General features: G+C 42.1%; 17 protein-coding genes and 2 tRNA genes. 8 read left to right on the forward strand and 11 right to left on the reverse strand.

Annotation, left to right across the window (positions count from 1 at the left end; all coding sequences use genetic code 11):
- Positions 1-2 precede the first annotated feature (2 nt).
- From mrdA to RDV63_RS14310, 8 genes are all read left to right on the forward strand, one after another.
- On the forward strand, positions 3-1,871 hold the full coding sequence (gene mrdA / locus RDV63_RS14275) for a penicillin-binding protein 2 (RefSeq protein ID WP_313910167.1): 1,869 nt from the start codon (positions 3-5) through the stop codon (positions 1,869-1,871).
- Complete coding sequence (rodA, locus tag RDV63_RS14280; RefSeq protein WP_313910168.1) at positions 1,864-2,982, forward strand: rod shape-determining protein RodA; 1,119 nt, start codon at positions 1,864-1,866, stop codon at positions 2,980-2,982. Before mrdA ends, rodA begins: the two co-directional genes overlap by 8 nt.
- Before the next feature lie 11 nt (positions 2,983-2,993).
- Positions 2,994-3,794, forward strand: coding sequence for a septal ring lytic transglycosylase RlpA family protein (locus RDV63_RS14285; RefSeq protein WP_313910169.1), 801 nt, complete (start codon positions 2,994-2,996; stop codon positions 3,792-3,794).
- A gap of 42 nt (positions 3,795-3,836) precedes the next feature.
- Entirely contained in the window at positions 3,837-5,000 is a 1,164-nt protein-coding gene (locus RDV63_RS14290; RefSeq protein ID WP_313910170.1) for a serine hydrolase, read from the forward strand.
- A 125-nt stretch (positions 5,001-5,125) separates the two neighbouring features.
- Positions 5,126-5,407 (forward strand): DUF493 family protein YbeD, encoded by a 282-nt coding sequence (gene ybeD, locus RDV63_RS14295; RefSeq protein WP_313910171.1) that lies wholly within the window; start codon positions 5,126-5,128, stop codon positions 5,405-5,407.
- A 159-nt stretch (positions 5,408-5,566) separates the two neighbouring features.
- Positions 5,567-6,160 carry a lipoyl(octanoyl) transferase LipB gene (gene lipB / locus RDV63_RS14300; RefSeq protein ID WP_409934867.1) on the forward strand — a complete coding sequence of 198 codons (594 nt, stop codon included), beginning with the start codon at positions 5,567-5,569 and terminating at the stop codon, positions 6,158-6,160.
- Positions 6,153-7,133, forward strand: a complete 981-nt coding sequence (lipA, locus tag RDV63_RS14305; protein ID WP_313910173.1) for a lipoyl synthase — start codon at positions 6,153-6,155, stop codon at positions 7,131-7,133. Before lipB ends, lipA begins: the two co-directional genes overlap by 8 nt.
- 42 nt (positions 7,134-7,175) lie before the next feature.
- The gene (locus RDV63_RS14310) at positions 7,176-7,547 is read left to right on the forward strand and encodes a PilZ domain-containing protein (protein ID WP_313910174.1); all 372 of its coding nucleotides are present in this window, start codon (positions 7,176-7,178) and stop codon (positions 7,545-7,547) included.
- Here RDV63_RS14310 and RDV63_RS14315 read toward each other — a convergent pair.
- From RDV63_RS14315 to RDV63_RS14365, 11 genes are all read right to left on the reverse strand, one after another.
- The gene (locus RDV63_RS14315; RefSeq protein ID WP_313910175.1) at positions 7,542-8,738 is read right to left on the reverse strand and encodes a hypothetical protein; all 1,197 of its coding nucleotides are present in this window, start codon (positions 8,736-8,738) and stop codon (positions 7,542-7,544) included. The genes RDV63_RS14310 and RDV63_RS14315 overlap by 6 nt on opposite strands.
- Positions 8,725-9,645 carry a lipoprotein NlpI gene (gene nlpI, locus RDV63_RS14320; RefSeq protein WP_313910176.1) on the reverse strand — a complete coding sequence of 307 codons (921 nt, stop codon included), beginning with the start codon at positions 9,643-9,645 and terminating at the stop codon, positions 8,725-8,727. Before nlpI ends, RDV63_RS14315 begins: the two co-directional genes overlap by 14 nt.
- A complete protein-coding gene (gene pnp, locus RDV63_RS14325; RefSeq protein ID WP_313910177.1) occupies positions 9,626-11,755 on the reverse strand; it encodes a polyribonucleotide nucleotidyltransferase in 2,130 nt (709 codons plus the stop codon). The genes nlpI and pnp overlap by 20 nt, the downstream gene beginning before the upstream one ends.
- Positions 11,756-11,947: 192 nt before the next feature.
- The gene (gene rpsO, locus RDV63_RS14330; protein WP_313910178.1) at positions 11,948-12,217 is read right to left on the reverse strand and encodes a 30S ribosomal protein S15; all 270 of its coding nucleotides are present in this window, start codon (positions 12,215-12,217) and stop codon (positions 11,948-11,950) included.
- A gap of 114 nt (positions 12,218-12,331) precedes the next feature.
- A complete protein-coding gene (gene truB, locus RDV63_RS14335) occupies positions 12,332-13,252 on the reverse strand; it encodes a tRNA pseudouridine(55) synthase TruB (RefSeq protein ID WP_313910179.1) in 921 nt (306 codons plus the stop codon).
- Entirely contained in the window at positions 13,252-13,716 is a 465-nt protein-coding gene (gene rbfA / locus RDV63_RS14340; protein ID WP_313910180.1) for a 30S ribosome-binding factor RbfA, read from the reverse strand. Before rbfA ends, truB begins: the two co-directional genes overlap by 1 nt.
- A gap of 79 nt (positions 13,717-13,795) precedes the next feature.
- Complete coding sequence (gene infB / locus RDV63_RS14345; protein ID WP_313910181.1) at positions 13,796-16,474, reverse strand: translation initiation factor IF-2; 2,679 nt, start codon at positions 16,472-16,474, stop codon at positions 13,796-13,798.
- A 24-nt stretch (positions 16,475-16,498) separates the two neighbouring features.
- Positions 16,499-17,995, reverse strand: a complete 1,497-nt coding sequence (gene nusA / locus RDV63_RS14350) for a transcription termination factor NusA (RefSeq protein ID WP_313910182.1) — start codon at positions 17,993-17,995, stop codon at positions 16,499-16,501.
- Positions 17,996-18,024: 29 nt separating this feature from the next.
- Positions 18,025-18,480 (reverse strand): ribosome maturation factor RimP, encoded by a 456-nt coding sequence (gene rimP / locus RDV63_RS14355; protein WP_313910183.1) that lies wholly within the window; start codon positions 18,478-18,480, stop codon positions 18,025-18,027.
- A gap of 279 nt (positions 18,481-18,759) precedes the next feature.
- Positions 18,760-18,836 (reverse strand) — tRNA-Met (locus RDV63_RS14360).
- Positions 18,837-18,909: 73 nt separating this feature from the next.
- Positions 18,910-18,994 (reverse strand) — tRNA-Leu (locus RDV63_RS14365).
- Positions 18,995-19,004 lie beyond the last annotated feature (10 nt).

Here is a 19,004-nt window from a genome sequence, read left to right on the forward strand (position 1 = left end):
AGATGTTAAAAAAGCGCGTTGCTATTAAAGATCTTGCCGCTGAAGCCCGCTTATTTAACGTGCGGGCAATTGTTGCTATGGTCTTTGTATGCTTAATGTTTACACTGGTTGTTTATAACCAATACCAACTACAAATTGTTTCCTATCAAGATTACCAAACCCGCTCTGAAGGCAACAGAATTAAAGTTGTTCCTATGGCCCCGAACCGCGGCCTTATTTATGATCGTACTGGTATTTTATTAGCCGAAAATAGGCCAGTATTCTCTTTAGAATTAGTGCCAGAGCAAATTAAAGATATGCCGCAGACTTTAACAGAGCTAGCGACGTTAATTGAAATTAGTGCTGAACAACAACAAAACTTTTTACAGCAAGTAAAACAACAGCGCCGTTTTAATAGCATAGCGTTAAAAGAGTTACTTAATGATGATGAAGTGGCTATTCTGGCTGCTAATCAACATCGTTTTAGCGGTGTTTCTGTAGAGGCCCGATTAAGCCGGCACTATCCTTTTGCTGATTTATTTACCCATGCAATTGGTTATATAGGAAAAATTAATCCAAGAGAACTACAGCAGCTAGATGATGCCAATGAGTTATCTAACTACGCTGCAACACGAGACATAGGTAAAATAGGCCTAGAGCGCTTTTATCAGCAACAGCTGCACGGCACTATGGGCTACCAAGAAGTTGAAGTGAATAACCGAGGCCGCACCATACGGGTGCTCCGCTCTGTGCCTGCGGTATCAGGACAAAATATCCAACTAGGTTTAGATGTCGGCTTACAATTAACGGCACAGCAAGTTTTAAAAGATTATCGTGGTGCTATAGTCGCCTTAGACCCTCGCGATGGCGCTGTACTAGCCTTCTATAGCAACCCAAGTTATGACCCCAACTTATTTGTACGTGGTATTAGCAGCAAAAATTATAATCAATTACTAAACTCACGTGATCGCCCGTTAATAAACCGAGTGACTCAGGGGGTTTATCCGCCTGCATCAACAGTTAAACCGCATTTAGCCTTACTCGGCCTAGAAAGTAATACCATAACTAAAAGTACTAAAATCTGGGATCCGGGTTTTTATACCTTACCCAATAGTGACCATAGGTTTCGCGATCACTTACGCTGGGGCCATGGCTGGGTAGATTTATACACCGCCATGATGAAAAGTTGTGATACCTACTTTTATGATCTAGGCGTAAAACTGGGCATAGATCGGATCTCAGAATATATGCACAAAATGGGCTTCGGGGAAAAAACAGGTATCGATATACTAGAAGAAAGTAGCGCTAATATGCCATCAAGAGGCTGGAAACGCGCTCGTTATAATCAGCCTTGGTACCCGGGTGACACTGTCCCTCTGAGTATTGGCCAAAGCTATTGGACCAGCACCCCGTTGCAATTAACTCTGGCAACATCCGTTTTATTAAACAAAGGCCAATTGGCTACGCCACATCTTGTTACGGCTTTTACAACTGATGAAACCTCTATAGCTAACTCGCCGCCATTAATTCCCAGCATAGACGTTATCAATAGCGCTAACTGGGATACAGTAATGGACACTATGCATAAAACCGTGAGTGATATTGGCGGCACCGCTCATCGCGCCTTTATTGGCGCAGACTACCAAGCGGCAGGTAAAACAGGGACCGCCCAAGTAGTGAACATTGGCCAAGATGAAAAGTATGACGCCGAAGCAATAGATGAACGGCTACGTGATAATGCCATGTACGTTGGCTACGCCCCTTACGATAACCCCAGTATCGTTATTGTAGTGGCATTAGAAAATGCTGGCGGCGGCGGGAGCATGGCGGCACCTATGGCACGGCAAATTCTCGATTATTATTTCTCGGCCGAGGTAAATAAAAATGACTGAGCATTTTAGGCATGCAGCTAAACCTACCTTAGCCTCACGGTTTCATATCGACCTACCGCTGTTATTCGGTTTATGTGTATTGATGGGGTATGGCCTAGTTGTACTTTATAGCGCTTCTGGTCAGGAATTTAGCATGATAAAAGCGCAGGTTATCCGTCTAACCGTCGCTTTAATAACAATGATTATCTTTGCGCAAATAAAACCGCAAACTTTAATGCGCTGGTCATTTCCGGTATTTCTATTTGGCCTTTGCTTATTAGTCGCAGTTTTACTATTTGGTCACGTTGGGAAAGGCGCACAGCGTTGGTTAGATTTAGGCTTTATGAAGTTTCAGCCCTCTGAATTAATGAAACTAGCTGTGCCTATGGCAGTAGCGTGGTTTATAGCATCGCACAGTTTACCTGCCAAGTTACGCCATCTTGCTGGTGGCTTTTTAATGTGCTTGATTCCTACTTTACTAATTGCCAAACAACCTGACTTAGGTACCTCGATTTTAATCGCGACTGCAGGTGTATTTGTATTATTTCTTGCCGGCATGAGTTGGCGCTTAATTGCCTTAGTCTCCTTTGCTATAGCCGCCTTTGCGCCAGTATTGTGGCTTTTTTTAATGCGTGACTATCAACGGCAACGGGTATTAACTTTTCTCAATCCAGAAAGTGATCCTCTTGGATCTGGCTACCATATTATTCAATCTAAAATAGCCATTGGTTCTGGGGGCTTAGAAGGTAAAGGTTGGCTACATGGCACCCAATCACAACTAGAGTTTTTACCTGAACGCCATACTGACTTTATTTTTTCAGTGCTCAGTGAAGAGTTTGGTTTAATTGGTGTGCTACTTTTATTATGTATTTATTTATTTATTATTGCTCGCTGCATGATTATTGCCAGTCGCGCTCAAGATAGCTATGGCAAATTAGTAGCCGGCAGCTTTACTTTAACGTTTTTTGTTTATGTCTTTGTTAATATAGGTATGGTATCCGGTTTACTGCCTGTAGTAGGCGTTCCCCTCCCTTTAGTCAGTTATGGTGGTACTTCAATGGTGACACTGTTAGCTGCTTTTGGCATTATTATGTCAGTCGGAACCCATAGGCGAATGTTGGCAACCTTATAATGAATGTAAAAATGAACAGATTTATTTGCTTACTAATTTTAGGGCTAATAACAGCTTGTAGTAGCCAACCAACCCCCTCCGATCAGACTAGCCCTAATGCTGGTCGTTATCAGCAGGATACGGATAGTATACCGCAGCGCTTACCTACCTATTTAGAAATGACCGACCCTAGCCCAAAAACTGAGCGTCTTAGCCGTGGTGGCAACAAACCCTATCAATTATTTGGCCAACATTACACGCCTTTAATTAATGCCTTAGAACACGAAGAGGTAGGTATAGCATCCTGGTATGGCAATAAGTTTCATGGCCATTTAACCTCTAATGGTGAAACCTATAATATGTTTGCAATGACAGCAGCCCATAAGACTTTACCACTACCTTCTTATGTTAGAGTAACCAATTTAGATAATATGAAGTCTGCTATTGTTCGAGTTAATGATCGCGGTCCTTTCCATCGAAACAGAATAATAGACTTATCCTACTCTGCTGCGCATAAGCTTGATATGCTAAAGCAGGGTACAGCAAGAGTTCAGCTAGAATTATTACAATCGCCAGCCATGCTTGCTGCAGCCTATCCAGCTGAACAATGCTTTATTCAAGTCTTTGCCAGTGGTGACAATAAAAAGCTTACAACATTACAGCAACAGCTTAAGCAACAACAACTGCCCAGCGAAATTCGTTCTGCAGCAGGAATTTATCGCTTATTAGTTGGTCCAACAACGGACAAGCAACAAGCTCAGCAATGGCTGCAATATTTGCGTCGCAATGAATACCCAAGCGCCTATTTTTCAGATAGTCATTTGTGTAGCTAACTATGCGAACTACATTCACTTATTATTAAAAGAACAGGTCTTATGAATAGTTATCATCATCTTTTTACTGCCGCAGCCATTTCCATGGCAACTATCAGCGTGAGCTTGCCCGTTTTAGCGCAATCAATCACCCCTCAAGCACCAGAAGTGGCTGCAAAAGGTCATATTTTGATTGATTTTGATACCCAAAAAGTGCTGTCAGAATCTAATGCAGATGCCTCTTTAGCACCAGCTAGTTTAACTAAAATGATGACCAGTTATGTTATTGGTGTTGAACTTAAAAAAGGCAATATCTCTGTTGATGACATGGTGACTATTAGTGAAAAAGCTTGGGCCAAAAACTTCCCGGGTTCATCATTAATGTTTATTGAGGTCGGTACTCAGGTTTCTGTCGCCGATTTAAACCGAGGCATTATTATTCAATCAGGTAATGATGCTTGTGTTGCTATGGCCGAACATATCGCCGGCAGTGAAGAAGCTTTTGTTGACTTAATGAATGCCCATGCTCAGCGCTTAGGTATGCATAACAGCCGCTTTGGTAATAGTCATGGTTTACCAACAGCCGAGCACTATACTACGCCCCGTGATATGGCTATTTTGGCAGCAGCCTTAATACGTGATGTGCCTGAAGAATATGCAATTTATGCTGAAAAAGAATTTACCTATAATAATATTAAACAATACAACCGTAACTCTTTATTATGGGATCGTAGTCTAGAAGTTGATGGTATTAAAACCGGCCATACTAATGAAGCGGGTTATAGCTTAATAACATCAGCTACCCGTGATGGTATGCGCTTAGTATCCGTTGTTATGGGCACAGCGAATGAGCGTAGTCGTCAGACTGAAAATAAAAAGCTTTTAACCTATGGTTTTCGTTTTTTTGAAACAATTACAGCTTACCCGGCTGGCGAAGTATTTTCTGAGCAACGTATATGGCAAGGAGATAAAGAGCATATCCAACTAGGCATTTTAAATCCGGTGCAACTTACATTACCTCGTGGCCAACGTAAAAACCTAAAAGCTGATCTTGCCTTGAATCAGGAACTGTTGGCCCCCATTACTAAAGGCCAACAAGTTGGTACTATTTATTTAAAACTTAATAATGAAGACGTAGCAACTTATCCATTAGTGGCATTAGAAGATGTTGCTAAAGGCGGCTTTTTTAGTCGGATGATTGATTATATCAAAATGAAGTTTAATTAATCGGCATAGCTGCTAACGAGTAGTTTGTCATAAATTTAAAGATCCCGGCTAATGCCGGGTTCTTTGTTATAATTAATCTTTAAAGCGGCAAGGTTTAGCTTACATTTAAGCGTAGAGAAGATAAAATGAGCAAAATAGTTAAAGATACAAAATTTGATCAATACCTAGATTTTCCCTGTAATTTTAGCTTTAAAGTACTAGGCTTAGCAGACGAACGTTTAGTTGATCAAGTTATGGCAGTGATTAGACAACATACACATGCTTGCGATTATAGCCCTACGGTAAAACCAAGCGCGAAAGGCAATTATCACTCCGTTGCAGTTAATGTTACTGTTACCAGTAAAGACCACATTGAGTTACTGTATACCGAACTTGGCAAAATTGAGCTAGTTCGTTACGTTTTATAGACAGCTTAATGCTTACTGCAGTTCGTATTCAAGCCATAAGGCTGTATAATGTTGCCAGTTTTCATTTAACAGGTAAGGCTTGTGCATAGCAACAGCGTCAGCAATGAGTTAGTTATCAGAGATCTAGGCGTAAAATGCTATACTGATGTATGGCATGCCATGCAGGAATTTACTAATCAACGCGATGCCTCTGTACTCGATCAACTCTGGTTATTAGAGCATCAACCAGTTTTTACCCAAGGCCAAGCTGGAAAAGCTGAGCATTTACTCTTTCCCGGAGATATACCGGTAGTTAAAGTCGATAGAGGCGGTCAAGTCACTTATCATGGCCCTGGTCAATTGGTCGTCTACGTATTATTAGATTTAAAGCGACGTAATCTTGGTGTAAGGCAACTGGTCACACTAATAGAACAAGTATTAGTAGAATTACTGCAAAGCTATAATATAAATGCTTATGCAAAAGCAGATGCACCGGGTGTTTACGTTAATGAAGCTAAAATAGCTTCATTAGGCCTTAGAGTCCGTAAAGGTTGCACCTTTCACGGTTTAGCACTGAACGTTAATATGGATTTATCACCCTTTGCTCGCATTAACCCTTGTGGTTATGCTGGTTTGCAAATGGTGCAATGTAAAGATTTAAACGGCCCCCAAACCGTTGCAGAAGCTAAACAACGAATAGTGCAGTGTTTTGAGCAACAACTGCAGGTAACTAAGCTGCACCACACAACAGGGTTGAATTGGCAAAATGACTAAAACAGCACGCATGGAACCAGGCGTTAAATTACGTGACGCCGAAAAAATGGCCTTAATCCCAATTAAGGTATTGCCTACTGAGCCAGAAGAAATGCTGCGCAAACCAGCATGGTTAAAAATCAAGCTGCCAAAAAGCTCAGAGCGTATCGATCAAATAAAAGGGGCTATACGCAAACATGGATTACATTCTGTTTGCGAAGAAGCATCCTGCCCTAATTTAACCGAATGCTTTAACCACGGCACTGCCACTTTTATGATTTTAGGCGCCATTTGTACCCGCCGTTGTCCATTTTGTGATGTTGCTCATGGTCGTCCATTACCGCCAAGTGCAGAAGAACCAGAAAAGTTAGCTTTAACTATTCGTGATATGGCACTTAAATATGTAGTTATTACTTCGGTCGATCGCGATGATTTACGTGACGGTGGAGCTAAGCACTTTGCTGACTGTATAGCGGCTATTCGTAAATACAATCCAGACATTAAAATTGAAGTTTTAGTCCCCGACTTCCGTGGTCGTATGGATGCAGCACTAGATATTTTAGTGCAGACTCCACCAGATGTGTTTAACCACAATTTAGAAACAGCACCCCGCTTATATAAATTAGCTCGTCCTGGTGCAGACTATAAGTGGTCTTTAACCTTATTACAGCGCTTTAAAGCGGCTCACCCAAATATCGCCACAAAATCTGGTTTAATGGTTGGTTTAGGTGAGACTACAGAAGAGCTAATAGAAGTATTAAAAGACTTACGGGCACATGATGTTGACATGCTAACTATTGGTCAATATTTGCAGCCTAGTAAACACCACTTACCTGTAAAACGTTATATGCCGCCTGCAGAGTTTGACGATATTAAACGTATTGCATACCAACTAGGCTTTAAGCATGTTGCCAGTGGACCTTTTGTCCGCTCAAGCTATCATGCAGATCGCCAAGCAGCAGGTGAAGAAGTTGGCAGTTTCACCACGCCTTAAATAATAGGCGCTATGCTATTAATAAAGAATTTGGGTGGCACAATGAAAAAACGACAGTTTAGTAGAGTGACCTTCCATGGCATTGCCTATCTTGATATGGCGAGTTTTAGCTGTGTTACCCAAGTGCTTAATTTATCGCTCAAAGGCGCTTTAGTTAAAAAGCCATCTGACTGGCCAGCTGCTTTTCTGCATAAAATGCAATTACGGCTGGTTTTGACAGACTACCCTATTGAACTGTCCATGCGAGTGAGTCTAGCCCACCAAAGTGACACTGTATTAGGCTTGCATTGTGAAGCCATCGATATTGAGAGTGCCGCTCACTTTAGGCGATTATTGCAATTAAATCTGGGTGATGCTGATTTAATTGATCTTGAGTTATGGCAGTTACTCGAGCAACAACCTACAAACCTATAAAGACAAAGCTTGCTGGGCATCTGGATAACCTTGCGCAGATGCTTGCTGCATAAATTGCTGCCATAAAGGCCAATCCTGCTGCTGTCTAGCAAGAAAGGCAAAATAGTATTGCACAGGCATAATATGCTCAGGTTGTTGCAGTACCTTTGCCGCTAGCTGCCAATATATAGCCGGCATTTTTGCTTCATAAAAACGCATTGGGTTAATATCTACTACTACCCTAAAAGCTTGTTTACCCACAGCCTTACAAGTATCTACCGGTGTTAAACTAATATCGCTACGCTTAAGCTGCCAATGTTGTAAATACTGTTCAATATTAGTTGCTAACACTATATTAGGATGCAGCTTTTGATTTTGGCAAACCTGCTCTGCACTAGCAGTATTTAAAGAGTACTCGTCAATAAAACCGAGTAAATGTAGAAACTCATGCTGCAATAAATCTAAAGTTGCATTATCAGGTAATTGGATAATGCCATTGTTATAACTGGCTTTACCGCGGCCAGCTATTACTAGCACTTGGCTAATATCTGCAGCTTGACTCACTATTTGTTGCAGAGGTTGATATTGACAACTAATACGTTGCTCAAGCTGTTCAGAACAACTAAGTGCCGTACTTTCCACATGAGCCAAAGCCGAAAAACAAACAGCTAATTGAGCCAACTCAGCATGCTCTAACCATTGTTGCCGTAATAGCTGCCAGCGCTGTACCCCTGCCAATTGACTAGCTAAAGGCTGAATAGTAACGGCACAGCCATTAGGGCTGCTATAAGCTGCTACCTTAGGCAAAGTATCACTTTCTGACCAAAAGCCTAACTCATGCTGTTGCTGCTGGCTGACAGCAGCTAATGTAAGCTGGTTAATTGCCACAGCTTGAGCTAGCCAATTAGCAGTGGCTAATTTACCCTCTAAACGTTGTTGTAATTGTAAAGCATGGCTTAAGGCTGCAGCATCACCTAGCTTCGCTGCTTGTTGCAGCCAATATAAAGCCGCAGCCAGCTCATTTGAGGCTATACGCTTAGCAGCTAAGGTGGCTGCAGCTCGCGCATCGGTCTGCGCTTGTTGCATTAATATATCATCACTAGTTTCTTTAATGCCTGCAGGCTGGCAACCTAGTAATAATGCCAAAACAAAAAAACCAGTAAACTGGCTTTTTTGTTTAATAAACTTAACAACTAAATTATAAATGAACATCTTGTTCAACGAGGGCTGCCTCGCCACGTAGCCGTGAGATTTCTAAACGTGCATAGCGATGTTCAACAAACTCAAATACATTGGTTGCCAACACTTTTTTATAATAATTTAAAGCTTGAGCATCACGTTGTTGGCTGTGATGCCATTTAGCAAGATAAAAATAGACTTCACATAACCGCTCTGCTAGCTCTTTTTCAGAATCTAAATTAACAATTACTGAGTTCAGTAAAGCTTGTTCAGTCATTTCTCCGCTGAAAAATGCCACTAAGTTTGCCGACCATTCAGCTTGATTTACAGCCAACGCATTTTGCTTTAAATGAATAAGGGCTTGCTCAGTAGAAACTTCAGATTCTGCTATATATAACCACAACATGCGGTAAGCATCAGAGGGCATAAGCTTTAAAAATGTTGAAAAGTCAGAGATGGCAAGTTCATTTAAACCATCATAATATAAGGCGATCCCCCGATTCAAGTACGCATACTGATGATCAGGCTCTAGCTCTAATACAGAGTCGAAGGCTTCATAGGCTTGGTTAAACTCACCCGCAACCGTATGGTGAATACCTATAAAATTATAAATATCGGCAAAGTCAGGTTTTAAACGCAGCGCTCGCATAAAATCTAAGCGCGCTAAAGATCTTAATCCAACGCTGTCATACATAATACCGCGGTCATAATACAACTGAGCAACTTGCACCTCTGTTAATTCAGCACGGTACAAAATTTCAGTTAACCTAGCTATTGCAAGCTCAGCACGACTAGAAACTAGAAGCGGTTCAGGTTCTAGCCAGCCTTGGTTGTTAGCACCATCTTGACTATGGCTATTCGCGCAGCCCGTTAGCAAGGTAGCCAGCAGCGCCAAAGGCGCAAGCTGGCTTATATAGCTATTAAGCTTTTTCTTCAGCATTTGCCGATTCTACAGCTGGTTTAGCATTAGCTTCTTTAATACTTAAGCGAACACGGCCTTGCTTATCTACTTCTAACACTTTAACCGCAACCTTCTGGCCAACAGTTAAATGCTCAGAGACGTTATTAACACGCTCTTCAGAAATTTGTGAGATATGCACTAAGCCATCTTTACCTGGCAGTACGTTAACAAAGGCACCAAAGTCAACAATACGGACAACTTCACCTTCATAGATAGTACCCACTTCAATTTCTGCTGTTATAGCATTGATTTTATCAATAGCAATTTGCGCAGCTTTAGCGGTAGTAGCAGCAATTTTTATACTGCCGTCATCTTCAAGTTCAATTGTACAGCCTGACTCTTCAGTGATTTGACGAATAACAGCACCACCTTTACCGATAACCTCACGAATTTTTTCAGGGTTAATCTTCATAGTGTAAATGCGCGGCGCAAATTCTGACATTTCTTCACGGTGACCACTAATAGCTTGGTCCATTACGTTAAGAATATGCAAACGTGCAGCTTTAGCTTGTTTTAAAGCAATTTGCATAATTTCTTGGGTAATACCGTCAATCTTAATGTCCATTTGTAAGGCAGTAATACCTTCAGTGGTACCCGCTACTTTAAAGTCCATATCGCCTAAGTGATCTTCATCACCTAAAATATCAGACAAGACAACAAAATCATCGCCTTCTTTCACTAAGCCCATAGCGATACCCGCTACTGACGCTTTGATTGGTACACCGGCATCCATTAAGGCTAATGACGAACCACAAACTGATGCCATAGAGCTAGAGCCATTTGATTCGGTAATTTCTGACACTATACGAATAGTGTATGGGAAATCATTAAAATCAGGCATTACTGCTTGCATACCGCGCTTAGCTAAACGACCGTGACCAATTTCACGACGCTTAGGCGAACCAATCATACCGGTTTCACCTACGCTGTACGGAGGGAAGTTATAATGCAGCATAAAGGTATCGGTTTTAGCACTTAATAAATCATCTACCGTTTGCGCATCACGTGCTGTACCTAAAGTTGCTGTAACTAAGGCTTGTGTTTCGCCACGGGTAAATAATGAAGAACCATGAGTACGCGGCAATACACCTGTCATTACACTTAAACCACGAACCATTTCCGGATCACGGCCATCGATACGTGGCTCACCTTTAGTGATGCGGCTACGCACAACTTGGCTTTCTAAGGCATGGAAGATGTCCGACACTTCTTGGCTATCTAAGCTTTCTTCTTCTGTTAACTCTGCTGTTAACTTTTCCATTAATGCAGTTTTAATTTCAGCAATACGCTCATAGCGTTTGGCTTTTTCAGTAATGCGATAAGCATCACCGATATCGGCACTTGCAAGCTCAGCAATTTTAGCAATTAACGGCTCATTTTTAGCCGGTGCTTGCCAATCCCAAGCTGGTTTAGCTGCATCTGCGGCTAATTCTTTAATGCTATTAATCGCCACTTGCATTTGCTCATGACCATAAACAACAGCGCCTAACATTACATCTTCAGATAGCACGTTAGCTTCTGATTCAACCATTAATACTGCACCAGCAGTACCGGCAACAACTAGATCTAATTTACTTTCTTTTAATTCATCTTCAGATGGGTTAATGACATACTGATCATTAATATAACCAACACGTGCTGCCCCTACCGGGCCTGCAAAAGGAAGACCTGAAATGGCTAATGCTGCAGAAGCACCAATTAAAGCAACGATATCTGGCTGAATTTCTGGTTGTACTGAAACGACAGTAGCAACAATTTGCACTTCGTTAATAAAACCTTCTGGGAATAACGGACGCAACGGACGGTCAATTAAACGTGCTGTTAAGGTTTCACCTTCTGATGGACGGCCTTCACGCTTAAAGAAACCACCAGGAATACGGCCAGCGGCATACATTTTTTCTTGATAATTCACCGTTAGCGGGAAGAAGTTCTGACCTGGCTTAGGTTCTTTTTTACCAACAACCGTCACTAATACTGAAGTATCACCAAGGCTTGCAAGAACTGCAGCGTCTGCTTGACGTGCAATTACGCCAGTTTCTAAGGTGAAAGTATGTTGACCGAAGGGGAATGATTTTACGATTGGAGTCACGTGTTTGTTTCCTTTACTTAATCGCCTAATTGCGATGTCTTATTTTTTATTTATTTCAGCACTAGTATACTCTGTAACCAATCTTAAAAGATAGTTCCATTAAAACTATACTTTATATTAAATGTTGCAGATAATTTTATTTCAGGCATAAAAAAGGGGCTAAAAGCCCCTCTTTATTAATTAAATAGCTTATTAACGGCGTAAGCCTAAGCGCTTAATTAATGTTGCGTAACGCTCTTGGTTTTTACCTTTTAAGTAATCCAATAATTTACGACGCTGGCTTACCATGCGTAACAAACCACGACGTGAGTGGTGATCGTGTTTATGTTCAGCAAAGTGACCTTGTAAATGGGCAATAGTTGCAGTTAATAAGGCTACCTGTACTTCTGGTGAACCTGTATCGCCTTCTTTAGTTGCGTATTCAGCAACAATTTTTGCTTTTTCTGCAGCATTTAATGACATAGTAAACTCCAAATGTGAGTGAATTAAAATAGCTTGTCGCCGATCACTCATTCAGCTGACAATAATTAACCGCGGCATTTTAACAGTTACAACGGTTATTACAATACGTTTTTATCAGCTTGCTGTATTCAATAAGCGACGCGAGCTTAATACGCCATCAATTATTTGCCCAATACCTAAAAACTGCTGGCTTGCACTATATAATTTAATAGCAGCACAACTTTCTAACTCAGTATCAAAACTTTGACCATGTTGAACTTTTTTCTGCTCGGCAGCTGATAGCACTAATTCAGCTAAGCCAACTAGCCCTGCATCAACAGGCAACAATAAAGCATCAACCGAGCTAAAGTCTTTACTGTCATGACATGGCAAGGTTGCCTGCTCAATAGCTGGCACTGTATAGGCTTGCTGTATATCAAACGGGCCCACTTGAGTGCGATGCAACGCCGATACATGCGCACCACAGCCTAAAGCTTCGCCTAAATCGTCAATTAAGGTTCTAATATAGGTACCTTTACTGCAATGAACAACAAAGCGGGCAACTTCAGGTGTAAAGCTCACTAATTCAAAACGGTAGATACTAATTGGCCGCGCTTCTCTTGGCACCGTAATGCCCTGACGCGCATAGCGATACAAAGGCTGGCCTTGATATTTTAGCGCTGAGAACATAGTTGGCACTTGCAAAATATCGCCGCGAAATGCTTGCATAGCCTGCTCTAAAATAGCTTGGTTATGTTGCACTGGCTTAGTACTAATCACTTCACCTTCGGCATCACTGGTCGTGGTGCGAATACCAAATTTTGCCTCGACCTGATAAGTTTTATCGGTATCTAATAAGAACTGGCTAAATTTTGTTGCTTCGCCAAAACATAACGGCAATAAACCCGACGCCATAGGATCTAGAGCTCCGGTATGGCCGGCTTTTTTCGCTTGATACAACCAGCGCACTCGCTGCAAAATACCGTTGCTGCTGATATCTAACGGCTTGTCTAATAGCAAGATGCCATTGACTGAACGCGCATTACGACGTGCCATTAGTTGTTCGACTCTTCACTATCAGATTGCATATCAGTAATAGTGTCGTCTACAGCATTTGCATCTGCGTCATCTAGCGCTTGGCCTGAGTCTAAACGGCGCTTATCATCGTCACGACGGGCGTTAGCAACTAGAGTTGCCATACGGATCCCTTCATTCAGTGAGGCATCGTGGCTAAAACGAATATTAGGCACAATCCGTGACTGAATTCGCTTGCCAATAAGCTTACGCACAAAACCTGAAGCGTCATTGAGTATCTTTAAGTTGTCGGCCACTTTTTCATCTTCTAGACCTAAAAAAGTAACAAAGATTTTAGCGTGAGATAAGTCTCGTGACACTTCAACATCTGACACTGTGATCATAGTATGTAAACGCGGATCTTTAATTTCACGTTGTAAAATTACCGCCATCTCTTTTTTCATCTGTTGTGATAGACGATCAACGCGAGAAAATTCTTTACCCATAATAATTTATCCTAAACGAATACTGAGACAAAACAGGGGCCAATTGGCCCCTGTTTTTTGTAACTAACAGCTTTGTTAGTTACAGGGTACGTTCTACTTGTACCACTTCAAAGACTTCTATCTGGTCGCCAGCGCGCACATCGTTGTAGTTCTTAACACCGATACCACACTCGTAACCATTACGAACTTCACTAACATCATCTTTAAAGCGACGTAATGATTCTAGCTCACCTTCATATATTACCACGTTATCACGTAATACGCGGATAGGTGCAGAGCGCTTAATCACACCCTCAGTTACCATACAACCCGCAACAGCACCAAATTTAGGCGAACGGAATACATCACGAACCTGAGCTAAACCAATAATCTCTTGTTTAAACTCTGGCGCTAACATACCTGTCATCGCTTGCTTAATTTCATCTAGTAGTTCATAGATAATACCGTAGTAACGTAAATCTAAACCTTCTTCATCAATCAGTTTACGCGCGGTACCGTCAGCACGAACGTTAAAGCCGATGATAATAGCCGATGAAGCCGCAGCTAAAGTCACGTCAGTTTCGGTAATACCACCTACACCACTACCGATAATTTTAACTTTAACTTCATCAGTCGATAGCTTCATTAATGATTCAATAATAGCTTCAACTGAACCTTGGACATCGGCTTTAAGTACGATATTAAGCTCTGAAACGTCACCTTCTGTCATGTTGGCAAACATGTTTTCAAGTTTTGATTTTTGCTGACGCGCTAATTTAATATCGCGGAACTTACCTTGACGGTATAAAGCCACTTCACGCGCTTTACGCTCATCTTTAACAACAGTAACTTCATCACCTGCTTGTGGCACGCCTGATAAGCCAAGGATTTCAACTGGAATTGATGGACCAGCAGATTTCACTTCTTTACCATTTTCATCGCGCATCGCACGCACGCGGCCATATTCAAAACCACAAAGCACAATTTCGCCTTGCTTTAAGGTACCGTGCTGAACCAAGATAGAGGCGACTGGGCCACGGCCTTTGTCTAAACGTGATTCAATAACAACACCACGAGCCATACCATCACGAACAGCTGTTAACTCAAGCAATTCAGATTGGTTAAGTACTGCTTCAAGCAGCTCATCAATACCTATACCGGCTTTAGCTGATACTTGAACAAACTGAGTATCACCGCCCCACTCTTCTGAAATAACATCGTATTGAGATAGTTCGTTACGCACTCTGTCAGGATCAGCTTCAGGCTTATCAATCTTGTTAACAGCAACTACGATTGGCACACCTGCAGCTTTCGCATGCTGAATGGCTTCTTTAGTTTGCGGCATAACGCCATCATCTGCCGCTACTACTAAGATAACGATATCTGTTGATTTAGCACCACGTGAACGCATTGACGTAAAGGCAGCGTGGCCTGGTGTATCTAAAAATGTCACCACACCACGTTCAGTTTTAACATGGTAAGCACCAATATGCTGGGTAATACCACCAGCTTCACCTGAGGCAACTTTTGCTTTACGAATATAGTCTAGTAATGATGTTTTACCATGGTCAACGTGGCCCATAACAGTCACAACAGGCGCTCTAGGCTCAAGTTTACCTTCACCTTCACGAACTGACATTACTGCTTCTTCAAGTTCGTTTTCTTTGGTTAGGGTACATTTGTGACCCATTTCTTCACAAACAATAGCGGCTGTTTCTTGATCGATAACTTGGTTAATGGTCGCCATAGCGCCCATTTTCATCATAACTTTAATTACTTCTGTGGCTTTAACCGCCATTTTTGATGCTAATTCAGCAACAGTGATGGTTTCACCAATTCTAACTTCGCGCTCAACTGGCTGGGCCGGCTTATTAAAGCCATGCTGCATACTGGTTGGCGTTTTCTTTTTCTTAGAATGACGATTAGCGCGATTAAAGGCTTCTCTATCGTTAGCATCATCTTTCTTTTTATTTTTAGGTGGTGCTTTTTTACCGGCACCGCGACGACCTGCACGCTCTTCTTTAGCATCCACTTCGTCTTCCGCTTCTTTAGCAAATTCGTTGCTGGTTAAGTGATAATCATCACTTTCCACAGGTTTCTTTGCTTCTGCAGCCCAACGTTCGCTATTTTCTTCTGCTAATTTACGAGCAGCTTCTATTTGCTTTTTCGCATCTTCTTCAAGCTTGCGTAGCGCTTCAGCTTCTTGTTGCTGACGAATACGCTCAGCTTCTTTACGCGCTTCTTCTTTAGCCGCGCGACGTGCTGCTTCTTCAGGATCGTCTTTCACTTGCTGAGTCTGTTTAGCTTCTTCACGACGCTTAGCTTCTGCTGCTTTACGATCGGCTTCTTCTTTTGCTTTTACAGCAGCTTCTTCTTTCGCTACTCGCTCTGCTTCAGCACGTGCTTTATCAGCTTCGGCTTGGGCCTGTTGCTCGGCAATACGTGCTTCTTCTTGTGCTTTAAGTTCTGCTTCATCAAGCTGTGGTTTTTTAACATAAGTACGCTGTTTGCGAACTTCGACCGTTATTTCACGATTACGGCCACCACCACTAGCAACACTTAAAGTTGACTTTTCTTTACGTTGCAAAGTTAGACGAGACGGCTCTGCCGAACGTCCACCATGCTGACCACTTAAATGCTCAAGCAAAGATTTCTTTTCATCTTCACTTACCATTTGACCTGCAGTTTTTTTAATACCTGCTTCAGCGAATTGTAGTACTAACCGATCAACAGTAGTACCGACATCACTGGCTAGTTTTTCTATAGTGACTTCTGCCATTTGTGTTGTTACCTCCGTTGACTACTATTGTTCTTCGCTAAACCAGACGATATTACGGGCTGCCATAATTAGGTCGGCGGCTTGTTGTTCCGACATTGGCGCTATTTCCTGTAATTCATCTACACCTAGCTCAGCTAGGTCGTCTAACGTGATTATTTTTTTACTTGCCAATGTATAGGCAGTATGAGTGTCTAAACCATCTAATGCTAATAGGGCTTCTGTTGGTTTAGCACCATCTAATGATTCTTCACTTGCTAAGGCGCGAGTTGTTAATACCGCTTTAGCACGCTTACGTAACTCTTCAACGATGCCTTCATCAAAGCCATCGATGCTAAGTAATTCTGAGATTGGCACATAAGCTACTTCTTCAATAGAAGAGAAGCCTTCGTCAATAAGTACGTCTGCAAAATCTTCATCAATCTCTAGTGACTCCATAAAGATTTGACGGATCCTGCCACTTTCTTCTTGATGCTTTTTATTCATGTCACTAACTGACATAACATTTAGTTCCCAACCGGTTAATTGACTGGCTAGGCGAACGTTTTGACCATTGCGACCAATTGCCATGGCTAAATTATCGTCTGCAACAGCAATATCCATTGAATGGGCATCTTCATCAACAATAATTGACGCTACTTCTGCAGGTGCCATAGCATTGATAACAAACTGAGCATCGTTATCATCATATAATACGATATCTACACGCTCACCTGCTAGCTCGTTAGAAACAGCTTGTACCCGTGAGCCGCGCATGCCTACACAGGCACCTACCGGATCGATACGGCGGTCATTACTTTTCACCGCAACCTTAGCTCTAGCACCAGGATCACGGGCTGCACCACGCAGCTCTATCATTTCTTCACCAATCTCTGGCACTTCAATCCGGAACAACTCTAATAGCATTTCTGGACGTGAGCGGCTTAAAAATAACTGAGCACCTCGTGCTTCGGGTTTAACTTCGTATAATAAAGCACGAAGACGGTCACCTGGACGATAGGTTTCACGCGGCAACATTTCCTCACGACCTAACATAGCTTCGGCGTTGTTACCTAAATCAACAATAATGCTGTCGCGGTTAACTTTTTTCACTATACCCGTAACAAGCTCACCTACTTGATCGATATAAGCTTCAACAATTTGTGACCGCTCGGCTTCTCGTACTTTTTGCACAATAACTTGCTTAGCCATTTGGGTAGTTATGCGGTCAAACTGGATCGATTCAATTTGCTCTTCAACATAATCACCAACATTTAAGGTCTCATCTTCATATTGAGCTGCAGACAAGGTGATTTCGCGATACGGATTTTCTTGCACTTCGTCATCAGCCACAATGAGCCAACGCCGGAAAGTTTCATAAAAACCTGTTTTACGATCTATGCTAACGCGCGCTTCAATTTCGCCGCCATTTTTCTTTTTAGTTGCTGCTGCTAATGCAAACTCTAACGCTTGAAAAATCTTTTCTCTTGGCACGGATTTTTCGTTAGAAACTGCATCAACAACTAATAATATTTCTTTTGCCATTGTTTGTTGCCTCGATTTGCCCCGGTAACTTAAAAAACAGCTACCACGTTCGCTTTATCAATATTATCCATCAGCAAACGATAGGGTTTGCCATCTACTTCCACTATCAACATATCGTCTTCAATAGCTGCTAGTATGCCTTTAAACTTGCGTCTGCCATCTTGTGGAATCGCCAATTTAACTTCAATCTTTTGTCCTACTACCGCTGCATAATGAGCAGGGATGAACAAAGGACGGTCTAAACCTGGTGAAGATACTTCCAGTAAATATTCAGTTTGAATTGGATCTTCAACATCTAACACAGCACTAACTTCACGACTAACGACTGCACAGTCTTCTACGTTCACACCATCAGCGTGATCTATATATATTCGTAATGTCGAATGACGGCCAGCTTGCACAAGCTCTAAACCTAATAACTCAAAGCCATTAGCTTCAACAGTTGGTCGTAGCAAATCAGTCAGTTTTTGTTCTTGCCTAGTCAAAAAGACCTCCAAAACACACCTTGTGCAAGCTAAATTGGCAGCATTCACCAGTAGGGATTGCACAAATAAAAAAGGGCTTAGCGCCCATTACTTTGTAAAACACAGTCTGCAGATACGAAAACGCCCCGAGCTAGCGGGGCGAAGAAGCATCCTATCAATAAACATATCGCCAATGTTTATTGAAAATAAAGTTGGTTGCGGAAGCTGGATCCCTGACCTTCGCACCGCGGTTATAAAGAGGAGCCCGAGGGCTTTCTATATAACTTTTGCAAACTAAATTGGTTGCGGGAGCCGGATTTGAACCGACGACCTTCGGGTTATGAGCCCGACGAGCTACCAGGCTGCTCCATCCCGCGTCCGTAATAGGCAGCTATTATATAGCGCTACGCATTTTATGGCAAGCTTAGACTGCCTAAAGTCTGTATTTAATGGTGCCGAGAGCGGGACTTGAACCCGCACGTCCGAAGACACTACCCCCTCAAGATAGCGTGTCTACCAATTTCACCACCTCGGCTCACTAAAAG

The organism is Rheinheimera sp. MMS21-TC3, from assembly GCF_032229285.1.
Classification (GTDB): domain Bacteria; phylum Pseudomonadota; class Gammaproteobacteria; order Enterobacterales; family Alteromonadaceae; genus Alishewanella.